This window comes from Paenibacillus curdlanolyticus YK9, from assembly GCF_000179615.1.
GTDB lineage: Bacteria > Bacillota > Bacilli > Paenibacillales > Paenibacillaceae > Paenibacillus_T > Paenibacillus_T curdlanolyticus.
This window is the reverse complement of sequence record NZ_AEDD01000004.1, coordinates 1-19633: the sequence shown is the minus strand read 5'-3', so window position 1 is coordinate 19633 and position 19633 is coordinate 1. Positions and strand designations below refer to the sequence as shown.

Annotated in this window: 19 protein-coding genes; 16 read left to right on the top strand and 3 right to left on the bottom strand. The window is 54.2% G+C overall.

Annotated features, from left to right (window positions below; translation table 11 throughout):
* Positions 1-80 precede the first annotated feature (80 nt).
* From PAECUDRAFT_RS08135 to PAECUDRAFT_RS08120, 4 genes are read left to right on the top strand one after another with little or no spacing between them, the layout of a single operon-like run.
* A complete protein-coding gene (locus PAECUDRAFT_RS08135) occupies positions 81-1376 on the top strand; it encodes a glycosyltransferase family 39 protein (protein WP_006037641.1) in 1296 nt (431 codons plus the stop codon).
* Complete coding sequence (locus PAECUDRAFT_RS08130; RefSeq protein ID WP_006037640.1) at positions 1373-2077, top strand: glycosyltransferase family 2 protein; 705 nt, start codon at positions 1373-1375, stop codon at positions 2075-2077. Before PAECUDRAFT_RS08135 ends, PAECUDRAFT_RS08130 begins: the two co-directional genes overlap by 4 nt.
* A complete protein-coding gene (locus tag PAECUDRAFT_RS08125; RefSeq protein ID WP_006037639.1) occupies positions 2074-2424 on the top strand; it encodes a DUF2304 domain-containing protein in 351 nt (116 codons plus the stop codon). Before PAECUDRAFT_RS08130 ends, PAECUDRAFT_RS08125 begins: the two co-directional genes overlap by 4 nt.
* Complete coding sequence (locus tag PAECUDRAFT_RS08120) at positions 2421-2765, top strand: EamA family transporter (RefSeq protein WP_006037638.1); 345 nt, start codon at positions 2421-2423, stop codon at positions 2763-2765. Before PAECUDRAFT_RS08125 ends, PAECUDRAFT_RS08120 begins: the two co-directional genes overlap by 4 nt.
* Before the next feature lie 95 nt (positions 2766-2860).
* On the opposite strand, the gene PAECUDRAFT_RS08115 is transcribed toward PAECUDRAFT_RS08120, so the two are convergent.
* Complete coding sequence (locus tag PAECUDRAFT_RS08115) at positions 2861-3415, bottom strand: PadR family transcriptional regulator (RefSeq protein ID WP_233516741.1); 555 nt, start codon at positions 3413-3415, stop codon at positions 2861-2863.
* Between the two features lie 132 nt (positions 3416-3547).
* On the opposite strand from PAECUDRAFT_RS08115, the gene PAECUDRAFT_RS08110 reads away from it, so the two are divergent.
* The 7 genes from PAECUDRAFT_RS08110 to PAECUDRAFT_RS08080 all read left to right on the top strand — a co-directional run bounded on the left by PAECUDRAFT_RS08110 (position 3548) and on the right by PAECUDRAFT_RS08080 (position 10583).
* Positions 3548-5011 carry a DHA2 family efflux MFS transporter permease subunit gene (locus PAECUDRAFT_RS08110; protein ID WP_199558744.1) on the top strand — a complete coding sequence of 488 codons (1464 nt, stop codon included), beginning with the start codon at positions 3548-3550 and terminating at the stop codon, positions 5009-5011.
* Positions 5012-5179: 168 nt separating this feature from the next.
* On the top strand, positions 5180-5740 hold the full coding sequence (locus tag PAECUDRAFT_RS08105; protein WP_006037635.1) for a hypothetical protein: 561 nt from the start codon (positions 5180-5182) through the stop codon (positions 5738-5740).
* Positions 5741-5743: 3 nt separating this feature from the next.
* Entirely contained in the window at positions 5744-7270 is a 1527-nt protein-coding gene (locus tag PAECUDRAFT_RS08100) for a flotillin family protein (RefSeq protein ID WP_006037634.1), read from the top strand.
* 305 nt (positions 7271-7575) lie between these two features.
* Positions 7576-8343, top strand: a complete 768-nt coding sequence (locus PAECUDRAFT_RS08095; RefSeq protein WP_006037633.1) for a DUF2087 domain-containing protein — start codon at positions 7576-7578, stop codon at positions 8341-8343.
* 20 nt (positions 8344-8363) lie between these two features.
* Complete coding sequence (locus PAECUDRAFT_RS08090) at positions 8364-8774, top strand: GIY-YIG nuclease family protein (RefSeq protein WP_006037632.1); 411 nt, start codon at positions 8364-8366, stop codon at positions 8772-8774.
* Positions 8775-9092: 318 nt separating this feature from the next.
* Positions 9093-9830 (top strand): SDR family NAD(P)-dependent oxidoreductase, encoded by a 738-nt coding sequence (locus PAECUDRAFT_RS08085; RefSeq protein ID WP_006037631.1) that lies wholly within the window; start codon positions 9093-9095, stop codon positions 9828-9830.
* Positions 9831-9866: 36 nt separating this feature from the next.
* Positions 9867-10583: a ThuA domain-containing protein gene (locus PAECUDRAFT_RS08080; protein WP_006037630.1), complete on the top strand. Its 717-nt coding sequence runs from the start codon at positions 9867-9869 to the stop codon at positions 10581-10583.
* 369 nt (positions 10584-10952) lie between these two features.
* On the opposite strand, the gene PAECUDRAFT_RS08075 is transcribed toward PAECUDRAFT_RS08080, so the two are convergent.
* A complete protein-coding gene (locus PAECUDRAFT_RS08075; RefSeq protein WP_006037629.1) occupies positions 10953-12125 on the bottom strand; it encodes an ROK family transcriptional regulator in 1173 nt (390 codons plus the stop codon).
* Between the two features lie 260 nt (positions 12126-12385).
* On the opposite strand from PAECUDRAFT_RS08075, the gene xylA reads away from it, so the two are divergent.
* Together xylA and xylB are read left to right on the top strand one after the other, a co-directional pair.
* A complete protein-coding gene (xylA, locus tag PAECUDRAFT_RS08070) occupies positions 12386-13699 on the top strand; it encodes a xylose isomerase (RefSeq protein WP_006037628.1) in 1314 nt (437 codons plus the stop codon).
* 93 nt (positions 13700-13792) lie between these two features.
* On the top strand, positions 13793-15289 hold the full coding sequence (xylB, locus tag PAECUDRAFT_RS08065) for a xylulokinase (protein WP_006037627.1): 1497 nt from the start codon (positions 13793-13795) through the stop codon (positions 15287-15289).
* Positions 15290-15422: 133 nt separating this feature from the next.
* On the opposite strand, the gene PAECUDRAFT_RS08060 is transcribed toward xylB, so the two are convergent.
* Positions 15423-16331 carry a helix-turn-helix domain-containing protein gene (locus PAECUDRAFT_RS08060; protein ID WP_006037626.1) on the bottom strand — a complete coding sequence of 303 codons (909 nt, stop codon included), beginning with the start codon at positions 16329-16331 and terminating at the stop codon, positions 15423-15425.
* Positions 16332-16464: 133 nt separating this feature from the next.
* Between PAECUDRAFT_RS08060 and PAECUDRAFT_RS08055 the strand changes: the two genes are divergently transcribed.
* The 3 genes from PAECUDRAFT_RS08055 (at position 16465) to PAECUDRAFT_RS08045 (ending at position 19098) form a co-directional block, all read left to right on the top strand.
* A complete protein-coding gene (locus PAECUDRAFT_RS08055; protein ID WP_006037625.1) occupies positions 16465-17199 on the top strand; it encodes an ABC transporter ATP-binding protein in 735 nt (244 codons plus the stop codon).
* Positions 17200-18567, top strand: coding sequence for an ABC transporter permease (locus PAECUDRAFT_RS08050; RefSeq protein ID WP_006037624.1), 1368 nt, complete (start codon positions 17200-17202; stop codon positions 18565-18567).
* A gap of 99 nt (positions 18568-18666) precedes the next feature.
* Positions 18667-19098, top strand: coding sequence for a hypothetical protein (locus tag PAECUDRAFT_RS08045; RefSeq protein ID WP_006037623.1), 432 nt, complete (start codon positions 18667-18669; stop codon positions 19096-19098).
* Positions 19099-19633 lie beyond the last annotated feature (535 nt).

Here is a 19633-nt window from a genome sequence, read left to right as displayed (position 1 = left end):
AATGCCGTGAAGCGGCTGAGTTACATTGTTAATGGCAATAGTAGCTAGTAGTAGATAGAAAGAGATTGGAGTGGGGGAAATTGTTTACTTTATCCGATGTTAGCGTTCCAATGCGGCGTACCGTCCATATTATTGCCGCCGTTGTGCTGCTCGTGTCGGCCATTATCGTTCTTGCGTATGGCAATTATTTTTTATTGGGAGATATCGCAAAGCCAAACAACGATGACGTGAAGTACATACGCAGCGCCAAAGTGCTTCTTGAGCAATCGACGCTTTCTTACAACAGCGGGACGAATCCGACGCTGTTCATCATGCCTGGCATTGTGCTCATTCTGTCAGGATTCATGTGGATTTTCGGTCATGATGGCGGCGTCATTGCGTTCCGGTTATTCCAGTGCCTCCAGCAGGCGATGTCGATTTACCTTGTGTTTTTCATCGTTCGCTACATGTTTAATCAGCGGGCAGCGATTATTGCGTGCTTCCTAAGCGCGCTCTATTGGCCGGATTACTTCTCTTCAGGCGAAATATTGACGGAGACCAGCTTTAAGACAATTCTGCTCCTGCTGGTTGCGGCTACGATCACGGCGGTTCAGCGCAAGCGCTGGGGCTGGTACGCCGCAGTTGGCGCGCTTGTTGCCGCAGCAGCCTATTTCAAGCCGCATGCTTCCTTGTATCCCGCGGTTTTCTTCATCCTCTGGTGGAAGAACAAATACTCGTTTAAGCAAATGGTTCAATTCGGGCTCGCAATTGCTGCTGCTTACGTTGTGCTGCTGCTTCCATGGTGGATTCGCAATATGATTACATTCGACCGGTTCGTGCTGTTCACGAACTCGGCGGGCAGCCCGTTCCTGCTCGGAACGCGCATTCTGGGCCAGCTGCCGCCGCCAGGATTCTTCGCGCAGCATCCGGAATACACCGGCGCAACGCTCTTTAAGGGCTCGGATAGCACCGCGATTCAAAAAGGGCTGGACGTGATCAAATATGGTTTTACGCATCAGCCGTTCAAGTACAGCTACTGGTTTACGCTTGGCAAAATGGCTGAGCTGTATCTCAACCCGTACTACTGGCGTCCGGTATGGCCGATTGGTCGGGAAACGATGAAGTATTTGCAGCAGCTGATTGTCTATGCGAGCATCGCCGGCCTCGTTTGGGCAATGATTCGCCGTCCATTGGCGCGGCAGCTGCCTGTCCTGCTAACGCTGCTGTATTTTACCGCCATTTACTTGCCGTTCGTAGCATTCTCGCGTTATGGTTACCCGAATGTCGTGCTGCTGACGTTCTTCGCTGCATTCCTAATCGAGCGGGGCTATTCGTTCGTAATCGATCGCAAACAAGGCGCCACGCGCACGCATGAGAGAGAGGGGGCAGCCTCATGAAGACGCTTATTATTATTCCAGCCTATAATGAAGAAGGCAGCATCGCGCAGGTCATTCGGAATATCCGGGAGCATGCGCCGCATGTGGACGTCGTCGTGGTGAACGACGGCTCCAAGGATCGTACCGAAGAGGTTGCGCGGGCAGCGGGTGCGGATGTCATTACGATGCCGTTCAATGTCGGGATTGGCGGAGGGATGCAGACGGGCTATCTCTATGCGTTCCACAATCAATATGATGTTGCCGTGCAAATGGATGCAGACGGGCAGCATCGCGCGGAGGATTTGCCTAGGCTGCTGGAGCAAGCGAAGTCGAGCGATCTTGTCATCGGCTCGCGTTACGTGGAGCAAACAGCATATCGTTCGTCAGCATCGCGCCGAATCGGCATGCTGTTCTTCTCCGGGCTCGTCAGCATGGTGACCGGCCAACGGTTCACGGATACGACCAGCGGGTTCCGCGCGGCGAACCGCAAGGTTATTGCGCTGTATGCGAGTTATTATCCGGCCGACTATCCAGAGGTGGAGTCGATCGTTTATTTGAAGCGCAGAGGCTGCCGCATTGCCGAAGTGCCCGCAGAGATGAGAAGCCGCGAGGCTGGCCGTTCCTCGATTACGCCGATTCGATCGATTTATTATATGGTGAAGGTTACGCTGTCGGTTCTCATGAGCGCGTCGCGCATGCGCGGGGTGAAAACGAGCGGATGAGCATTTACGTATTATCGATTGCCTTTTCGATTATGTTTCTCGTTATCATATTTGAGCTTGTTCGGCGCCAACGGCTGAAGGAGCAGTATTCCTTGCTCTGGATCTTATTCGGCGTGCTGCTGCTGGTCGTATCGATTAATGTGCGATTCCTGGAGCGGGTCGCCGAGTGGCTCGATGTCAAATATGCGCCTGCGCTGCTCTTCCTGTTCGGCCTCCTGTTCTGCTTTGCTTTCATCCTTCACTTGACGATCGTTGTGTCCAAGCTGACTAGCCAAGTGCTGAGGTTGACGCAGGAGCTCGCGATTATGAAAGGGAAGCGAACGGATGGAGAGGGAGAGCGAGCTTGAGTAAGACCATTAGCTATTTATTGCTGTTCAGCAACGTCCTGCTGCTCGTAGCGGGGCAGATTTTGTTCAAATGGGGCTTGCAAAAAGCAGGCGGACTGCAATGGGCGCGCATCGCCTTATCGCCGTCGATTTGGTCGGGCCTGACGTTATACGGGCTGGCGACATTGCTTTGGTTCGCCGTGCTGACGCGGCTTCCGCTGAGCGTAGCCTATCCGATGCAGAGCACCGCCTATGTGCTCGGATTGCTTGCCGCATGGTTCATCTTCGATGAATCGCTATCCGCGACGAAGCTCGTCGGATGCGCGGTGATTCTCGTTGGCGTGTATCTGATCGCCAAATAACGATAAACAGGGAGTGCCTCCGATGCCATCAATGATGGCTGGAGACACTCCCTGTTTCGTATCGGGCTCAATCAGTGTCCGCTGCTACCGCGCCGCTAGCCCTCCAACATCGCCAACACGTCTTCGCACCATTCAAGCTCGGCTTCAAACCGGCGATAGCCTTTGTCGAGCAGAATGTAGATGCCGAACATGGGCGAGTTGAGTACGGGCGTTGTGCTGGGCCATTCTGCAGATTGCTGAATGGCTTTTTTCTTTTGGTCCAAGTAATCCAGCTTGCTTCGGCAATAGGCGGCACGATCCTCGAATAGCTGCCGTCCCTCCTGAGGACTGACGATGGAGCCAAGGCAGAAGGCTTTAAATAAGAGCTCATCGCGAAGCGCGGGCTCGGCAGGCGGGACGGCGAGCCATTCCCGCAGCTTCTCTTTCCCGGCATCGGTGATGGCGTACATTTTTTTGTCGGGTTTGTCGTTCTGTTTGATCAACTCATAACGGACGTAGCCCTCCTGCTCCAAGCAAGACAGCAGGGGATAGATTTGACTATGCTTCGCTGGCCAGAATGGCTGGATGCGCTGTGTCAGATCGTAGCCGCTATAGGTTTCATTCGTTAGTAAGCTGAGCAGCCCGTAGGCTAGTGTATTCAATATTGCCACGCCTTCCATAAGTAAACTTTGACATATGAGAGCTCCCATAGTATGATCGAATTTGTCTATTTCAACTTATATGTAAATATAGACATATTGTATGAGATCATAGAGGAGGATTCAACCTTGAGTAAGGAAACTATGAAACCAATACGCGAGTTGCCGGTATTGGTTGCTATTTTTATCGGCTCATTCTTGTGCGTACTGGCGTCGACGACCATTAATATTGCGCTGCCGATTTTGCAGGACCACTTCCATACGAGCCTTAGCACGATCCAGTGGACGCTAACCGGCTTTATGCTGGCAATGGGAACGACGGCGCCGCTGGTCGGCTATTTGGGCGAGAAGTTCAGCTACAAACGACTGTATCTGTTCTCGCTTATCGGATTTACGTTAGCTTCGTGCCTGTGCGCGATGGCATGGGACGAATATTCACTCATCGCCTTCCGCGTATTGCAAGGCGCTTTCAGCGGACTTATCATTCCAGCTACAATGTCTATTATTTATCAAGTGTTCCCAAAAGAAAAGCAAGCAATGGCAATCGCGCTGTGGGGCCTTGCTTCGATGCTGGCTCCAGCGTTCGGCCCAACCCTGAGCGGCTGGATGCTCGAAAACTTCGCTTGGGAATGGCTGTTCATTATGAACATTCCAATCGGCTTGATCGCCATTCTGTTCGTTGTTGCTTATATTCCTTACTACCGGCTTAGCGTGCCGAAACGGTTCGACAGCATCGGCTTTGTTACCGTTATTGTGAGCAGCGCATCGCTGCTGGTTGCACTCGGCCAAGGGCATAACTGGGGATGGGGATCAACTAAAGTCATCGGGCTTCTAATCGTTGGCGTGATCGCGCTCATCGCGTTCGTCTGGCGCGAGCTTACGACGGAGACGCCGCTGCTGAACCTTCGCGTATTCCGGAACGGCCGCTATACGATCAACTTGATTATTACGAATATCCTCACGATTAGTTTATACTCCGGCACGTTCCTGACACCTGTATTCCTGCAGCGCATTCAGAACGTTTCGGCGATGGACACAGGATTGATTCTGCTGCCTGCATCGCTAGTGATGGCCTTCACGATGCCTATCGTCGGCAAGCTTTATTCGAAAGTTGGTCCCGGCATTCTGATGGCTGTCGGCATCGTATTGCTATGCGTAGGTACGTTGACGCAAAGCTGGCTCAGCATTGACGTGTCGCATACGTACATCCTGTTATGGATGATCGTACGTAACCTCGGTATCGCGTTTATTATGATGCCGGCCAGCAACGCGGGCATGGAGACCGTGCCGCCGCAGCTGTCGGGCCATGCTTCGTCGATTATGAACTGGACACGGAACGTATTCGGCTCGTTCGCGATCGCGATCTTCACAACGCTGCTTGCTTCCTTCACGACCTCCCATGCTGCGGATCTTGCGGCAGCGGGCGATACGGATAAATTGCATATTGGCATGATGGCGTTCACGATGAGCGTGAACAACGTGTATTTCATCGCGACGATTATCGCAGCCGTAGCGCTTCCGCTTAGCTTCATGGTTCGTAGAATTAAACACGATCAACCGAAGACAGGACAAAGCGCAGACAACGTCGCTCAAACGACGAAAGCTTAAGCGAGCTTGTACGATTATACATGAGATAGACCTCCGTTGCTGGAGGTCTTTTTTTTGTTGCTTCACCCAATTTTGTTATAAACATTGATTAACTGGAAAATAGGCTGTTTCACCGAATTGCATCATATACCTTTCATAAGCAGTTAGTTTCCATGAAGGGGGGAAGCGATGGAGACGTTGTTTCTGGCCTGCCTCATTGGCGGCGTTTTGTATGCGATCGTTAGCGTCCTGATCGGAGACTGGCTTGGCCAAGTGCTGGATGGAGCGCTCGACTTTCTGTCAGCGGACGGACATCCGTGGCTGCACTCAACGGCTATTGTCGGCGGCATTACGGTGTTCGGCGGCGCGGGGCTGCTGCTGAAGCGGTATTCCATGCTAAGTGCAGTTTCGATTTTGATCGTGGCCTTGTTAATCGCTATCGTTATGGCAATCGCAATGTTCTTCTTGTACGTTCGACCGATGGAGCAGAGCGAGAATTCAACGGCTTTCTCGATGAAAGCGTTGGTGGGCAAGGTGGCAGAGGTGCTGGTGCCGATTCCAGCCGTGGGCTGCGGTGAAGTGCTGGTCAAGGTCGGTGCGGGCTTCACGAATCAGATCGCGGCTAGCTACGATGGCCGGCCCATTGCGGGAGGCGCGCGTGTCGTGATCGTTGAAGCGACGAATGATGCGGTGCTTGTCTCTGAGGTGGATTTACCATTGCTAAGTGACGAAACAGAAAGGGGAATGTAAATTTTGCAAGATTATCTTCTTATTCCTGTTGTCGTAGTCGGCGTACTGATCGTGCTTGGGTTGGCTTTCTGGGCCCGGTATAAAACCGTCAGCCCTGATGAAGCGATGCTTGTAACGGGCTCTTTTCTCGGTGGGCGCAACACGCTGGTCGATGAGTCCGGCCGGAAGGTCAAAATCATCCGCGGAGGCGGCGCATTTATCCTTCCTATTTTTCAAAAAGCGGAGTTTCTATCCCTTCTCTCGCACAAGCTGGATGTATCCACGCCGGAGGTATATACCGAACAGGGCGTTCCGGTTATGGCTGACGGCGTTGCTATTATCAAAATCGGCGGCTCAGTCGAGGACGTTGCAACCGCTGCAGAGCAATTCCTCGGCAAGCCGACGGAAGCGTTGAAGAGCGAAGCGCAAGAGGTGCTGGAAGGCCATCTGCGCGCAATTCTCGGTACGATGACGGTTGAAGAGGTATATAAGAATCGAGATAAATTCGCGCAAGAGGTGCAAGGAGTTGCGGCTAAGGATTTGAAGAAAATGGGGCTGCAAATCGTGTCGTTCACGATCAAGGACCTGCGCGACAAGCACGGGTATTTGGATGCGCTAGGCAAGCCGCGCATCGCAGCAGTGAAGCGGGATGCGGAGATCGCCGAAGCCGAAGCGGTTCGGGATGCAAGAATTCAGAAGGCGCTGGCGGCGGAGGCAGGGCAGAAGGCGGAGCTGCTGAGAGACACCAATATTGCGGAAGCGGAGAAGGATAAGGAAATGAAAGTCGCATCCTTCAAGCGCGATCAGGATACGGCGAAGGCGGAGGCGGATCAGGCGTACTCGATTCAAGAGGCTCGGACCAAGCAGAGCGTTGTCGAGGAGCAAATGAAGGTCGAGCTTGTTCGGAAGGAACGAGAGATCGACCTTGAGGGCAAGGAGATTTTGCGCCGCGAGAAGCAATACGACGCGGAAGTGAAGAAGAAAGCCGATGCAGATCGGTATGCGGTTGAGCAGGCAGCCGAGGCGGACAAGGCGAAGCGGCTTCGAGAAGCCGATGCGGTGAAATACCGGATTGAAGCAGAAGCGAAAGCAAATGCCGAGCAAAAGCGGCTGGAGGGCTTGGCCATCGCAGATGCCGAACGAGCCAAAGGAACGGCAGAGGCGGAGGTTATCCGATTGCGCGGTCTGGCGGAAGCCGAGGCGAAGGATAAGCTGGCGCAAGCGTTCGAGAAGTTCGGCGAGGCAGCCGTGCTCGATATTATTGTTCGCATGCTGCCGGAGCTTGCAGCGAACGTCGCGTCTCCGATCGGCAGCATCGACAAGCTCACCGTTGTCGACACAGGCCACGGCGAAGGGGCGGCTCGCCTGAGCAACTATGTGACTTCGCTGATGGCAACAGCACCCGAGATGCTGAAGAGTGTGACGGGGTTAGATGTGAATGCGTTGGTTCAAGGGCTGACGGCGAAGGAGCGTTCGGGGCGAGCATCTGGGACTGCTGCTGCTGTGAATGGTTCGTCCATATTGCCTTCGGCCGGAGAAGGGCAAACTTAGAAGTTTATTCACCGAGAGAACTCCCTTGGTGGAGGTCTCTTTTTTTGCCTGCCAGACGGCACGTATACGGTGACTTATGAAAATACTTCACAGGTTCGTGTTTTGAGTACGCAATTTGTCGTCGTCGATGGGAAGCCAGTTTCATCTGCAAACTTCGTTTTACCTTACTAATGGTTCCAATAAAGCTGCACGCCATTATCGGAAGATGATGGGAGGCAGCTTTTTTGCCGTCTTGCCCTTGATAAAAACCAAACAAAATCATATAATGTCTATATAATAACTGACGAAGTGGAGGGTTGTTTGGGATGCATGAGTTGACAGAGCAATTTTGGTCGGCGAGCCTGTCCGATCTGAAGCGCGGATTTACATGGAACGAAGCAGCAGGCGCTTATGTATGCTTAATGTGCGGGGAGTCGTTCGAGGACGGCGCCATTTATTCGTTTGATAGTCGGTTGTATGAGGCGCGTAAGGCGGTAGCGATTCATGGCGCTGCGGCACATGATTCGATGCTGGATTATTTGCTCAAGCTGGATAAGAAGACGACGGGGCTGACCGATTTGCAGAAAGAATTGATCGGCATGTTCGCTGAAGGGCTGCAGGATGCGGAGATCGTGAAGCGCACCGGCGGGGGCAGCACATCAACGATCCGGAACCATCGGTTTGCCCTGAAGGAAAAAGCGAAGCAAGCGAAGCTGTTCCTGACCATCATGGAGCTGCTGGAGGAGCAGGGCGCGAGCGGCCCGAAGTTCGTGCCGATTCATCGCACCGCGACGCAGGTCGATGAACGGTATGCCGTGACGCAAGAGGAGTATGGCCAGCTTATCGCGCGCTATTTGCCGGATGGCCCGGAGGGACCGCTTGAATCGTTCCCGGTTAAGGAGAAGCGCCGGCTTGCGCTGCTGCGCCATATGGCGGGTTATTTTGAACGAAACCAGACGTATACCGAGAAGGAAGTCAATGAGCGGCTGAAGACGTTCAGCGAGGATGATTATGTAATGCTGCGGCGTTATTTGATCGAATATGGATTTCTTGACCGCAAGGATGACGGCAGTGCGTATTGGGTGAAAGGATAGAAAGGATTGGTGAATGGAACATGAAAAATACAGAGCAGCGCAAAGCGCTCGTCGAGCAATACCAGGATCGGAAGCGGGAAATGGGCGTCTACCGGATCGTCCACGTAACAACGAACAGATCGTTCATCGGCTCGTCGATTAATCTCGATGCGGCGTGGAATTTGCAGCGGTTCGGCTTGAATATGGGGAACCACCCGTGTGTAAGGCTGCAGGCGGCATGGAAGCTGGATGGCGAAGCAGCGTTCCGCTATGAGACCGTTGAATTGCTTAAGACGGGCGATGACGTCAAATACGATTATAAGGATCACCAGCTGCTGCCCGAGCATGAGCGGCGGAGCATCACGAAGCAGTACAAGAAGGATTTGGCGAAGCTAGAGGAAACGTGCATTGAGCTGGAGCGGCAGGCGGGAGCCGAGCTGTTCAACGATTAGTAATGGCAGGATCATGAAAGCTGCAGTGTCGGGATAATCCGGTGCTGCAGCTTTTTGTTTGCGCCCGCAGCGGTTGCTTCTTCTAGCAAGATGCGCTTATTCTAAAAAAGTTACTAGAATAGGCAACTATTAACGCCCGCTATTGTCTAAAGAACGATCAGGCTGTTCCGCATAATGGCATGCGGGACAGCTTTTTCGTGCTGTTATTGATCAAGTTTGTCCACGGTGCTCTCGTTAGGCGTATGCTACAATGTGGGTATGTAGGCGTATTACACAACATGAAGATCGTAATGTACGAACACATAAGGAGCGATTCGAGTGGCGGAGACGAGACGAACGGCAATCGTAACAGGGGCGGGCAGAGGACTTGGATTTGGTTTGGTGCAAAAGCTTTTGGAGCAAGGCTGGCGCGTAATCGCGGCTACGCACGGAGGAGCGACGCCTGCGCTTGCGGAATTGGGACAGCAGGCCGGCGACCGGCTGCTATGTGTGACCATCGACATTGGCGACACTGATAGCGTGAGGGCGGCTGCGGCCGCTGCGAGCAGCTGGACGGAGCAGCTGGATCTCATCGTGAACAACGCAGGCGTGCTTGGCGATATTGATAAGCAGCTGCCGGATGAGCTCGATTTTGATGAAATGCTGCATGTGATGAATGTGAATACGCTTGGCCCGCTGCGGGTAACCCAAGCCTTCGGCAAGCTGCTGCTTCGCTCGCAGCGACCGATTGTAGCCAATATATCGTCGGAGGCAGGCAGCGTCGGCATTTGCGATCGCGATGGCTGGTACGGTTACTGCATGTCCAAGGCTGCGCTGAACATGCAATCGGCTCTCGTTCATAACCAACTGAAGCCGCTTGGCGGCCGCGTGCTTGTGCTGCATCCGGGCTGGGTGCAAAGCTATATGCACGGCGATCTGAACACATCCGCCCGTCTAACCATTGAGCAGTCCGCGGACAACGTAATTGGCGCCATCATGAAGGAATCGGATTGGCCGGACGCGGACGGCAAGCCGCCGTACATCGATACGGAATATGGGCAGCGATTGCCTTGGTAAGCGAGCTGAAGTCCGACTGATTAGGAGGGGAATGCAATGAGTCGGGAGAACAAAGAACGATCGAATACAGCTAGTTCGCGACGGGTCATTTTATTCGGGGACTACACGTCGGCACCCTATCATCCGCTTCAAGGCATGGATAAAGAAGTGATCAACCTGCTTGGCGATGCCTATCGCGTCGATCCCTGCGAGGATTCGGTTGTATTAATTGCAGGCTTATCGAATCAAGTGGATGTCTTGATCTCGTACGCGGATCGGTGGACAAGCACGCTGACGGAAGGACAAGTGGACGGCATGCTTGCTTTTGTGCAAGGCGGCGGGGGGCTCGTGTCGCTGCACTGCGGCATTTCGCTAGCAAACCATGAGCGCCTGCTGCCGTTATTTGGCGCTAAATTCGTCGGTCATCCCGAGTTTCAGCCGTTGTCGTTTTCGGTGGCGGCGGGAGTCGGGGGTGCTAGCCATGCGGATGGCCGCGATGTTCAGCCTGTTGATCAGTCGCTGGCAGCATCGCTTGAGCCGTTCGTTCTGGCAGAGGAGCCTTATCAATATGCATTTGCGGATGCGCCCAATGGCGACCGCACTGTTCTGCTGGATTACGAATACGAAGGAGAGCTGTATCCGGCAGTTTGGACCCAGACATACGGGCAAGGTAGAGTTATTAATGTAATGCCTGGCCATACGGTGGAGTCGCTGCAGCATCCAGCCGTTCAGAAGCTGCTTATTGCGGCAGTGGAATGGGCAGCGAGAAGGTAAAGGGTTGCGAAAAATTGGATATGGATTGCAGAAGCGGTCGGCCTATGTAGCTGATCGCTTTTTTGTTCGTTGGCGGCATGGGGGCATGCAGGGGGGATGCTATTGTTCGGTGCAGTTTGTGCAATGGGAATGATCGTGATTAGGCGGGAAGTTGATTGCCGTTGCAAACTGTACAATGAGAAAACACATCGAAGGAGATAAAGGGGCGAGGAGGCCGGTTTAGCATAGTCATCATTGTACCAACTGCAATGGCACCATCAGCTTGAGCTCCAAGGGGGAATGGGGATTGTATGAAATGCAATGAGCAGCGCTAGAATGACAGAAAAAGGGCGAGAGCAATTGCGCTCTCCCCCCAGCCACTCTTTAAGCCTATCCCACGTTCCGAACCTTGCCTAAAAATGCATCAATCGCGTAATACGCCGCGCCGCGCACCGCCGAGCGATCCTGAAGCTCCGCGAACAGAATGCGCATGCGCTCGCGATGATAAGGAAGCGTCCGCCTGTCGACCGCTTCCTGCACGGCTGCCTCCAGCCAGCGGCTGGCGCGGCTGACGCGATTGCCAATAATGACAACGTTCGGGTTAAACACGTTGACGATGTTCGCAATTCCTGCGCCAAGGTAGTCGCCGATGGAGCGAAACAGCTCGATTGCGCGCGCGTCGCCAGCTTCGGCTGAAGCGATCACGCCGTCAAGCTCGTCCGGCAGGCCGAGCTCGGCCGCGCGCTCGAGCAGTGCATTTTCCGAAGCGTACAGTTCCCAGCATCCGCGATTGCCGCAGCGGCAGGGCTTGCCCTGATATTCGATCGACAGATGGCCGAGCTCGCCGGAGAAGCCGGAGGCGCCCTTGTACAGCTCCTTGTTCAAAATGATGCCCGTCCCGATGCCGATGCCGACGCTGACGTAAATTTGATGCGGAATGCCGCGGCCAGCGCCGTATTTCTGCTCGCCTTGTGCTCCCGCATTCGCTTCGTTATCGATCGTTACCGGCACGCCGAACTGCTCCTCGACGAGTCGCTGCAGCTCAACGCGCTCCCATGCCAGATTCGGGGCGAACAGAATCGTCCCCGTGTCATCCACGATACCCGGCACGCCAATCCCGATGCCGACGATGCCATAAGGGCTCTCCGGAGCGCGTGCAATGAGCTCCTCCATACAGGAGAAGAGCTGCTTCAAGCCGGAAGCCATGTCGGGGCGCTTCATCGACCATTCGCGGTCTTCAACTACGTTGCCGAGCAGGTCGGTCAACACGCCGCGAATGTAGTTGACGCCGAGATCGATGCCCACCGCATAGCCGGCTTTGGCATTGAACAGGAGCATGACAGGCTTACGCCCGCCGTTCGACTCGCCTTGGCCGATTTCATCGACGAGGCGAGAGTCGATCAGATCCAACACGAGGCTAGATACCGTCGCTTTATTGAGTCCGGTTTGCTCGGATATTTGCGCGCGCGATATGAGGCCGCCTTTAAGAATCGCGTCGAGCACGATCGCCGTATTTATTTTTTTGATCATCGTTTGATCGCCAGTAGGCTTTGCTTTTGCCATCGTTGAGCCATCCTCTGTTGGACATGTAGTCGCTTGATCGTTCTATTGTAGCACATTCGTCAAGGTTTGTTTGGTCATTAAACGAAGTGTGGGGGCGAGAGGCGAACGAAAAGGCGAGCAATAAAAAATTGGATGAAAAAACTTTGTTTGTTTAATAGACAAACTAAGTTTATTGATGGTATGCTGTCGGTATAGCAATCGATACAGCGCTTTCAATATTCGCCTAAAACGTTCGTTAATCCAAAGGAGGATTTCGCAATATGGCATACTTCGCTAACATTCCCACAATCAAATTCGAGGGCAAAGGCTCCGACAATCCGCTGGCATTCAAACATTATGATCCGAACCAAGTCGTGCTTGGCAAAACGATGGAGGAGCATCTCCGTTATGCAGTCGCTTACTGGCATACGTACACAGCAGACGGCACAGATCCATTCGGCGCAGGTACGGCAGTACGCGACTGGGATAAATTAAGCGGACTCGACAAAGCGAAAGCGCGCGTCGAAGCAAACTTCGAGTTCATGGAGAAGCTGAATATTCCTTACTATTGCTTCCATGACCGCGATATCGCGCCAGAAGGCAGCACGCTTCAAGAAACGAACAAAAACCTCGACGTTATCGTTGCTATGCTCAAAGACAACATGAAAGCTTCCGGCAAAAAGCTGCTGTGGAACACGGCGAACATGTTCACGAACCCGCGCTTTGTACACGGCGCAGGTACGACGAGCAACGCTGACGTTTACGCCTATGCTGCGGCACAGCTGAAGAAGGGCTTGGAAACAGGCAAAGAGCTCGGCGCTGAAAACTATGTGTTCTGGGGCGGCCGCGAAGGCTACGAAACGCTTCTGAACACGGATATGAAGCTTGAGCTCGACAACCTTGCTCGCCTGTATCACATGGCGATTGCTTATGCGAAAGAAATCGGCTTCGACGCGCAATTCCTGATTGAGCCTAAGCCGAAAGAGCCGACCAAACACCAATACGATTTCGATGCCGCGACGACGATTTCGTTCCTGCAAAGCTACGGCCTGAAGGACCACTTCAAGCTGAATCTTGAAGCGAACCATGCGACGCTCGCTGGCCATACGTTCGAGCACGAGATTCGCGTAGCGGCTATCAACGGCATGCTGGGCTCGCTCGACGCGAACCAAGGCGACTTGCTCCTCGGCTGGGATACGGATGAATTCCCGACTGACTTGTACTCGACGACGCTCACGATGTACGAAGTGCTCAAAGCTGGCGGCCTGGGCCGCGGCGGCGTGAACTTCGATGCGAAAGTTCGCCGCGCTTCGTTCGAGAACGAGGATTTGTTCCTTGCGCACATCGCAGGCATGGACAGCTTCGCTTGGGGCCTCAAAGCCGCGGCTAAGCTGATCGAAAACCGCGTCTTCGACAGCGTCGTGGAAGAGCGTTACAGCAGCTTCAAGAGCGGCATCGGCGCCGACATCGTGTCCGGCAAAGCGACGCTTGCGTCCCTGGAGCAATACGCGCTGCAAAACAACCCGATCGTGAACAAGTCGGGCCGCCAAGAGCGTATCAAGCTGCTGCTTAGCGAAGTTATTTTCAGCGTTTAAACCATAGATTCAAGTGCATGCATATAAAATAAAGCTCAAAAAGTCGGCTGCAAAGCTGGCTTTTTGACCTATACAGGGGAGAATTGGCGGACGATGAGTTACGTAATTGGCATTGACTTAGGCACTAGCGCGGTGAAGGCGCTGCTCGTCGATCGGGAGGGCGCAGTTCGCGGCGAGGCGTCGCGTGCGTATCCGCTTTTCCACGAGCATACGGGCTGGAGCGAGCAAAAGCCGGATGATTGGGTAGAGGCGACGATTGAAGCGTTGAAGGAATTGTCGGAAGCGGCAGGCATCAATTCCGCTGAGATTGAAGGTATCAGCTTCTCGGGCCAAATGCATGGACTCGTATTGCTGAACAGCGAGGGAAATCCTGTCCGCAAAGCGATTCTGTGGAACGATACGCGCACGACGGCGCAATGCCGCGAGATCGAGCGTACGCTTGGCGACAAGCTGCTGGGCATTACGCGCAACCCGGCGCTTGAGGGCTTCACGCTGCCGAAGATTTTGTGGGTTCGCCAATACGAGCCGCAAGCATTCGAGCAGTCGAAGCTGTTCCTGCTGCCCAAGGATTATGTGCGTTACCGGTTAACGGGCGAGCTGCATATGGATTATTCCGATGCCGCAGGCACGCTGCTGCTTGATGTAGCGAACAATCAATGGAGCGCCGAGGTGCTGCAAGCGTTCGAATTGCCGGCCTCGTTCTGCCCGGCGCTCGTCAACTCGCATGAGCTGGTCGGCACGCTTCTACCGGCTGTAGCTCAACGCTCTGGTTTGCCTGTGACGGTGAAGGTATTTGCCGGCGGCGCAGACAACGCATGCGGAGCGATCGGCTCTGGCATTTTAGAGGAAGGTCTCACGCTGTCGAGCATCGGCACCTCCGGCGTCATTCTTAATTACGAGAACGACAAGGAAGCCGATTTTGCAGGCAAAGTTCACTTCTTCAACCATGGCAAAGAAAATGCGTTCTACGCGATGGGCGTTACGCTCGCAGCGGGCTATAGCCTTAGCTGGTTTAAGAACACCTTTGCCGCAGGCGAATCGTTCGACCAGCTGCTTGAAGGCGTCGGCGAAGTGAAGCCGGGCGCTGGCGGCCTGCTATTCACGCCTTATCTCGTAGGCGAGCGTACGCCTCATGCGGATGCGAACATTCGCGCAAGCTTCATCGGCGTAGACGGCTCTCATCGCCGGATTGACTTCGCTCGTGCAGTGATGGAAGGCATCACGTTCTCGTTGAACGAGTCCGTGGATTTATTCCGCAAAGCAGGCAAGAAGGTCGAGACGATCATCTCCATCGGCGGCGGCGCGCAAAATCCGGTCTGGCTCCAAATGCAAGCCGACATCTTCAACGCTACGGTCGTTGCGCTGGAGAACGAGCAAGGTCCGGGGCTTGGCGCCGCGATGCTTGCCGCATACGGCAGCGGCTGGTTCGCGAGCTTGGACGCTTGCGCCGACCAGTTCGTGAAGCGAGGCGCTTCCTACACGCCGAACGCCGAAGCGGTTGAAACATACGCAGGCTTGTTCCGCATTTATCAGCAAGTGTACGCGCAGACCAAAGGCTTGAACGATGCGCTGGCGGCCTATCGGAAGTAATTGCGGATATGCTGATTCGTAACGCGCAATTTTTGTAACGTACGCTAGAACAAAAAGCCCGTTCCTTCCAGACCCCATTAAGGTCGGAAGGAACGGGCTTTGTTCACGTATGGCTAAGCTAATATAAGGTTTATCACACGCCGTAACTGTAGCTGTAGCTGCCCCATATCTCCTCGGGAACAACGCCAAGCTCGCCAGCGATTAGCTCGGCAGTGAGCCGCTTCGGCTTTTTGATTTTGCCGTTGCGGATTTTTGAGATCGTCGTTAACGAAATATGCGTTGAGCGCGCCAGCTCCGTGACAGAGACGTTCTTGGCGGTCATGAGCACGCGGAGCTTGAAGGAGGAATCGACCTCCTCTTGCTGCCTCTCCAAGCTTTGGAGCACAACAGCAATGCTTTTGAGCGCGCCGTGCCAATGGTGGAACGTCAGGATGACAGCGCGGGCTACATAAGACTGATTGTCCAGCACGATGCTGAAGGTGCACGGCTGCGCTGTCTGGTTTGCCGAGGCATAATCCATGGCACGCTTCACCATGCGCAAATCGTTTTCATGAATGAATTGAAGCGCAGGCTGATGAAGGAATTGTGCAGAATCATAGCGAACAGGTGTAATGTAACTCATCATAGCGCGAATGGTATGGTCTGGATCAAGAATAATGGAACCCATCGCGCGTTCTTCGCGGATGACGGATTCAATCCACCGCTGCTCGGATACATCATGGAGTACAATAGCGTACAAATGAGGCTGTTCGTTCGCGCCGATCCGATAAACTTCGATCTGCACGTCCAGCGTCATGCCTCGAACGGAACGAAAGGAGCAGTTGGCGGAGGCTGCTTTCGTATCGGCTAGCTCTGCTAATCGATGGAACAGGTCGGCTCCGTCATCGGGAAATAGAGAATTCGGACGGGTGCCTAGCAGCTCGTGTTTGCGATAACCGCTCCATTCGCTGAAGGCATCGTTCATATCAATGATTCTAATGGGATCCGAGGAAGCATCCGCAATGAAGATGGGATCGGGACAGAACGTGAAAACATCGTACATCTGCTGGCACCTCTTTTGCACAAGGTTATGTTAGAATTAACCGATTGAAATACATGTAAATGAATTGTAGCACAAATGATGTCATAAAACCTGACATCAGTTAATTTATTTTGTTAGGAATGGTGAGTTTCGTATGGAAACAATGGGGGCAGAGCGCGCAGAAGGTAACATCGCGCTGAACGTGCAAATTCAACACGCAGGTTATGAGGAAGGCAAGCCGATTGTGCATGATGTAGCGTTCGACGTTCGTCAAGGGGAGCTCGTAGCATTAATCGGGCCTAACGGCGCGGGGAAGAGCACGACCGTAAAGGGCGTAATCGGCATGCTGCGGCATATGTCCGGCAAAGTGAAAATCGGCAATGGCGAAGGGCGATATGCGTACGTTCCTGAGCAGCCGGTACTGTACGACTACATGACGCTGTGGGAACATCTACGATTGGCAGCGTCCGTGTTTCATTTGGCGGAGGCGGAGTTTGAGGAGCGGGCAGAGCGGCTGCTGGAACGGTTTCGCATGTCGGGGGTGCGCCATAATCTGCCGTCGTCCTTCTCCAAAGGAATGCAGCAGAAGACGATGCTCATCATCGGCTTTATGCTGCAGCCAGACGTATACATTGTGGACGAGCCTTTTGTAGGCCTGGACCCTCGCGCGACGATGGAGTTTCTTGAGCTGCTGGAATCCGAGCGGCAGCGCGGTGCAGGCATATTGATGTCGACTCACGTTCTCGATACCGCAGAGAGAATCGGCGAGCGATTCGTGCTTATCGACAATGGCACGGTAGTCGCAAGCGGCACCTTGGCCGACATTCGCATGCAATCGGGCGGCGGTCCTGAGGATACCTTATTCGCATGCTTCAGCAGGTTGACTTAGATGGCAGAGCTAACGAGCGGAAGCCAAGAGGAAGCAGCTGTTGGGAAGGAGCCGGTACCCGCTGCGCGACCAATTCGTACGCCGGCGGCGTTGTTTAGAAGGCGCGTTGGCCAGCATGTGCGCTGGCAGTGGATGGTATGGCGGACGGTGATCGATTGGACGGTGTGGGTGTACGTATTCATCCCGGCGGCGCTGTACGGCGGGAGCATCTATCGCCATTGGTGGAAGACTCCCCCTGAATGGATGAGCAACCTGGGGACAGGCACAATAGCGGCGGTCTTCGCCGTTATGCTGTTCAGCATGGGTCGGCTGCGTACCTTTATAGAAGAGCCTGATGCAATCATGCTGCTGCAGAGGCCCAAGTGGCTCGGCGGACTGCGCCTTCGGGGCGCGATCTATAGTGTGGTCTGGCGACTGTTGTTCGCAGCTGTGCCTATAGCGGTGACACTTGTTTGGTCTACGCAGGTGAAGCTGTTGTCGGTTGGAGAGATTGCGTTGTGGTATGAATTAACGGCAGCTATTGCTATAAGCGCGATCTCGCTGCGCAGCATCGTAGAAGCGAATCTGCAAGGATGGCGGCGAACGATTTTGCTGCTGGCGATAACAAGCTTGCTAACGATCGGGTACACATGGCTAATGGTCAAAATGCTGGGCGGCAACGGTAGTGCAGCAGGAAGCGAGCAGGCTCATCCAGCTGGGTTGGGGGCAGCGGCTGCCGTTGCTGTAGTTGCAGCGATAGCGGGATTTTGGCTCCGACTACGCTTCTATGGCACGCTGCAAGCCGATATTGAGAGTGAACGGGCATCGCGTCTGACGCTGTCATCCTTAATATTAAGGCAGGTAGCTCCTGTGAAGCGCCCGCGTCCGACTCGCACAAGGCCGGTACTGTTCAGCGGTTCAGGTCGATTGATTCGCGGCAATGGACAGCAGGCTCTTATTGCCGATTCCTTCATGAAATCGCTGCTGCGCAAAATGGAGTATGTGCGGCTGCTGCTCCTATTTTACGTGATCTCGACAATCGCCTTACTCATAGCTCCGGGTTGGATCGCCGGAATTTGCGCGCTCGTGCTCCCGATTATCGGAACGGTGTGGGCGAGGGATCGGTTTGAAGGGTGGATGGACGAGCCGTTTATTAAAGGCTTCGCATGGGATGCCGGGGCGGTTCGCGCAGGCATGGAAAAAGCGCTGCTGTACCTGTTGGTTCCGCTCGCACTCTGGCTGGGCGGGCTGGCAGGCTGGAAAATGACAGGCGTCGCAGGCGCCGTGCTTGGCATCGGATTCGGCTATGTATGGCTAGCTATCGTATTGGTGCCGCTTCTTTTATTTGCAAGTGAAATTCGTCGCCAGAAGCAGCAGCGGGCTGAGTAGGACGAGCGATGGTGACTAGGAACGGCTCCGTCTGGGCATTGTAATCTGGTAAAGGATTCTAAATTCGAATCAGATGTCCACGCGGAAGGAGGATGAGGCATGAGCAGCACAGATAACTCCGCCTTGCTGTTCCAGTTTGCTGATAGCGCTAGCGCGGCTGCGGCGAGCGATACCTTGCAAGAGTTCGGCTACGATCCGGTCGCGCATGAGGGCGGGCGGCTGCATATTCATTTGGAAGGCAGCGACCTTACGTCGGCATTGGAGATCGCGCTCTCGCACGGCGGGGAGCTAGTGGAGGAGCAGCCGATGGATTCCACGAACTTGACGGGCTCGGCATATGGCATCGATGGGATTGCGATACCGGCGCATACCGTTAACGAAGATTGGACCGAAGCTTATGCAGCCGGGAACAGCGCCTACGAGGATCAGCCGGACGGGCTCTCCAATTGGGATGACGATGCTCCGGATGAGGACGATTACCGCCCGGATGGCGGTTCCTACAATTACATATCCGGCGATGTCCATACCTGATCGTATCGGAGCAGAGCGGAGCGGTCTTGCTAACCGGAACTAATGTTGGCGGAGTACCGCGCCGTACGCTGAAAGATCGGCATGAGCAAAAAGGCTGCACAGCGTTGAATGCTGTGCAGCCTTTTGTTTTGGTTGGTTATGGAATGAGGTCTGTCGCATTCTAGTAGCGTTTGCTGCTGGTGCTCCGGGTGGGCCTGGTTTCTAACGGACTCAGGAGACGTTATTGGTCCGAAAACGCCTTTGTTTGAGCTGTAACGGACCTCAGCGCCGTTATTGTGCAGAAATCGCATTGAATTGGCATCAAATTCAGCGAATAACGGCATCTGAGTCCGTTAGCTTTGAAAAAACGGCTAAAACCCGCGAATAGCGGCTCCTGAGTCCGTTAGCGGATTGAGCGCGGAGCCCTCTGATGCCAGCGGGGCAATGGCAAATGGCCTGCTTTTTGCGCATCAAATGGCGACGGGCTTGCCTATAAACGGCAGCCCGCCGCGCGCCAGCGGCCATGCGCCCGCCGCCCCGCCGCCGGGGCCCCGCG

Bases quoted from the DNA above. Each gene is read 5' to 3' on its own strand.
- PAECUDRAFT_RS08130 (WP_006037640.1), top strand. From the start codon at position 1,373: ATGAAGACGCTTATTATTATTCCAGCCTATAATGAAGAAGGCAGCATC.
- PAECUDRAFT_RS08125 (WP_006037639.1), top strand. From the start codon at position 2,074: ATGAGCATTTACGTATTATCGATTGCCTTTTCGATTATGTTTCTCGTT.
- PAECUDRAFT_RS08110 (WP_199558744.1), top strand. From the start codon at position 3,548: ATGAAACCAATACGCGAGTTGCCGGTATTGGTTGCTATTTTTATCGGC.
- PAECUDRAFT_RS08105 (WP_006037635.1), top strand. From the start codon at position 5,180: ATGGAGACGTTGTTTCTGGCCTGCCTCATTGGCGGCGTTTTGTATGCG.
- PAECUDRAFT_RS08095 (WP_006037633.1), top strand. From the start codon at position 7,576: ATGCATGAGTTGACAGAGCAATTTTGGTCGGCGAGCCTGTCCGATCTG.
- PAECUDRAFT_RS08090 (WP_006037632.1), top strand. From the start codon at position 8,364: ATGAAAAATACAGAGCAGCGCAAAGCGCTCGTCGAGCAATACCAGGAT.
- PAECUDRAFT_RS08080 (WP_006037630.1), top strand. From the start codon at position 9,867: ATGAGTCGGGAGAACAAAGAACGATCGAATACAGCTAGTTCGCGACGG.
- PAECUDRAFT_RS08075 (WP_006037629.1), bottom strand. From the start codon at position 12,125: ATGGCAAAAGCAAAGCCTACTGGCGATCAAACGATGATCAAAAAAATA.
- xylA (WP_006037628.1), top strand. From the start codon at position 12,386: ATGGCATACTTCGCTAACATTCCCACAATCAAATTCGAGGGCAAAGGC.
- xylB (WP_006037627.1), top strand. From the start codon at position 13,793: ATGAGTTACGTAATTGGCATTGACTTAGGCACTAGCGCGGTGAAGGCG.
- PAECUDRAFT_RS08060 (WP_006037626.1), bottom strand. From the start codon at position 16,331: ATGTACGATGTTTTCACGTTCTGTCCCGATCCCATCTTCATTGCGGAT.
- PAECUDRAFT_RS08055 (WP_006037625.1), top strand. From the start codon at position 16,465: ATGGAAACAATGGGGGCAGAGCGCGCAGAAGGTAACATCGCGCTGAAC.
- PAECUDRAFT_RS08050 (WP_006037624.1), top strand. From the start codon at position 17,200: ATGGCAGAGCTAACGAGCGGAAGCCAAGAGGAAGCAGCTGTTGGGAAG.
- PAECUDRAFT_RS08045 (WP_006037623.1), top strand. From the start codon at position 18,667: ATGAGCAGCACAGATAACTCCGCCTTGCTGTTCCAGTTTGCTGATAGC.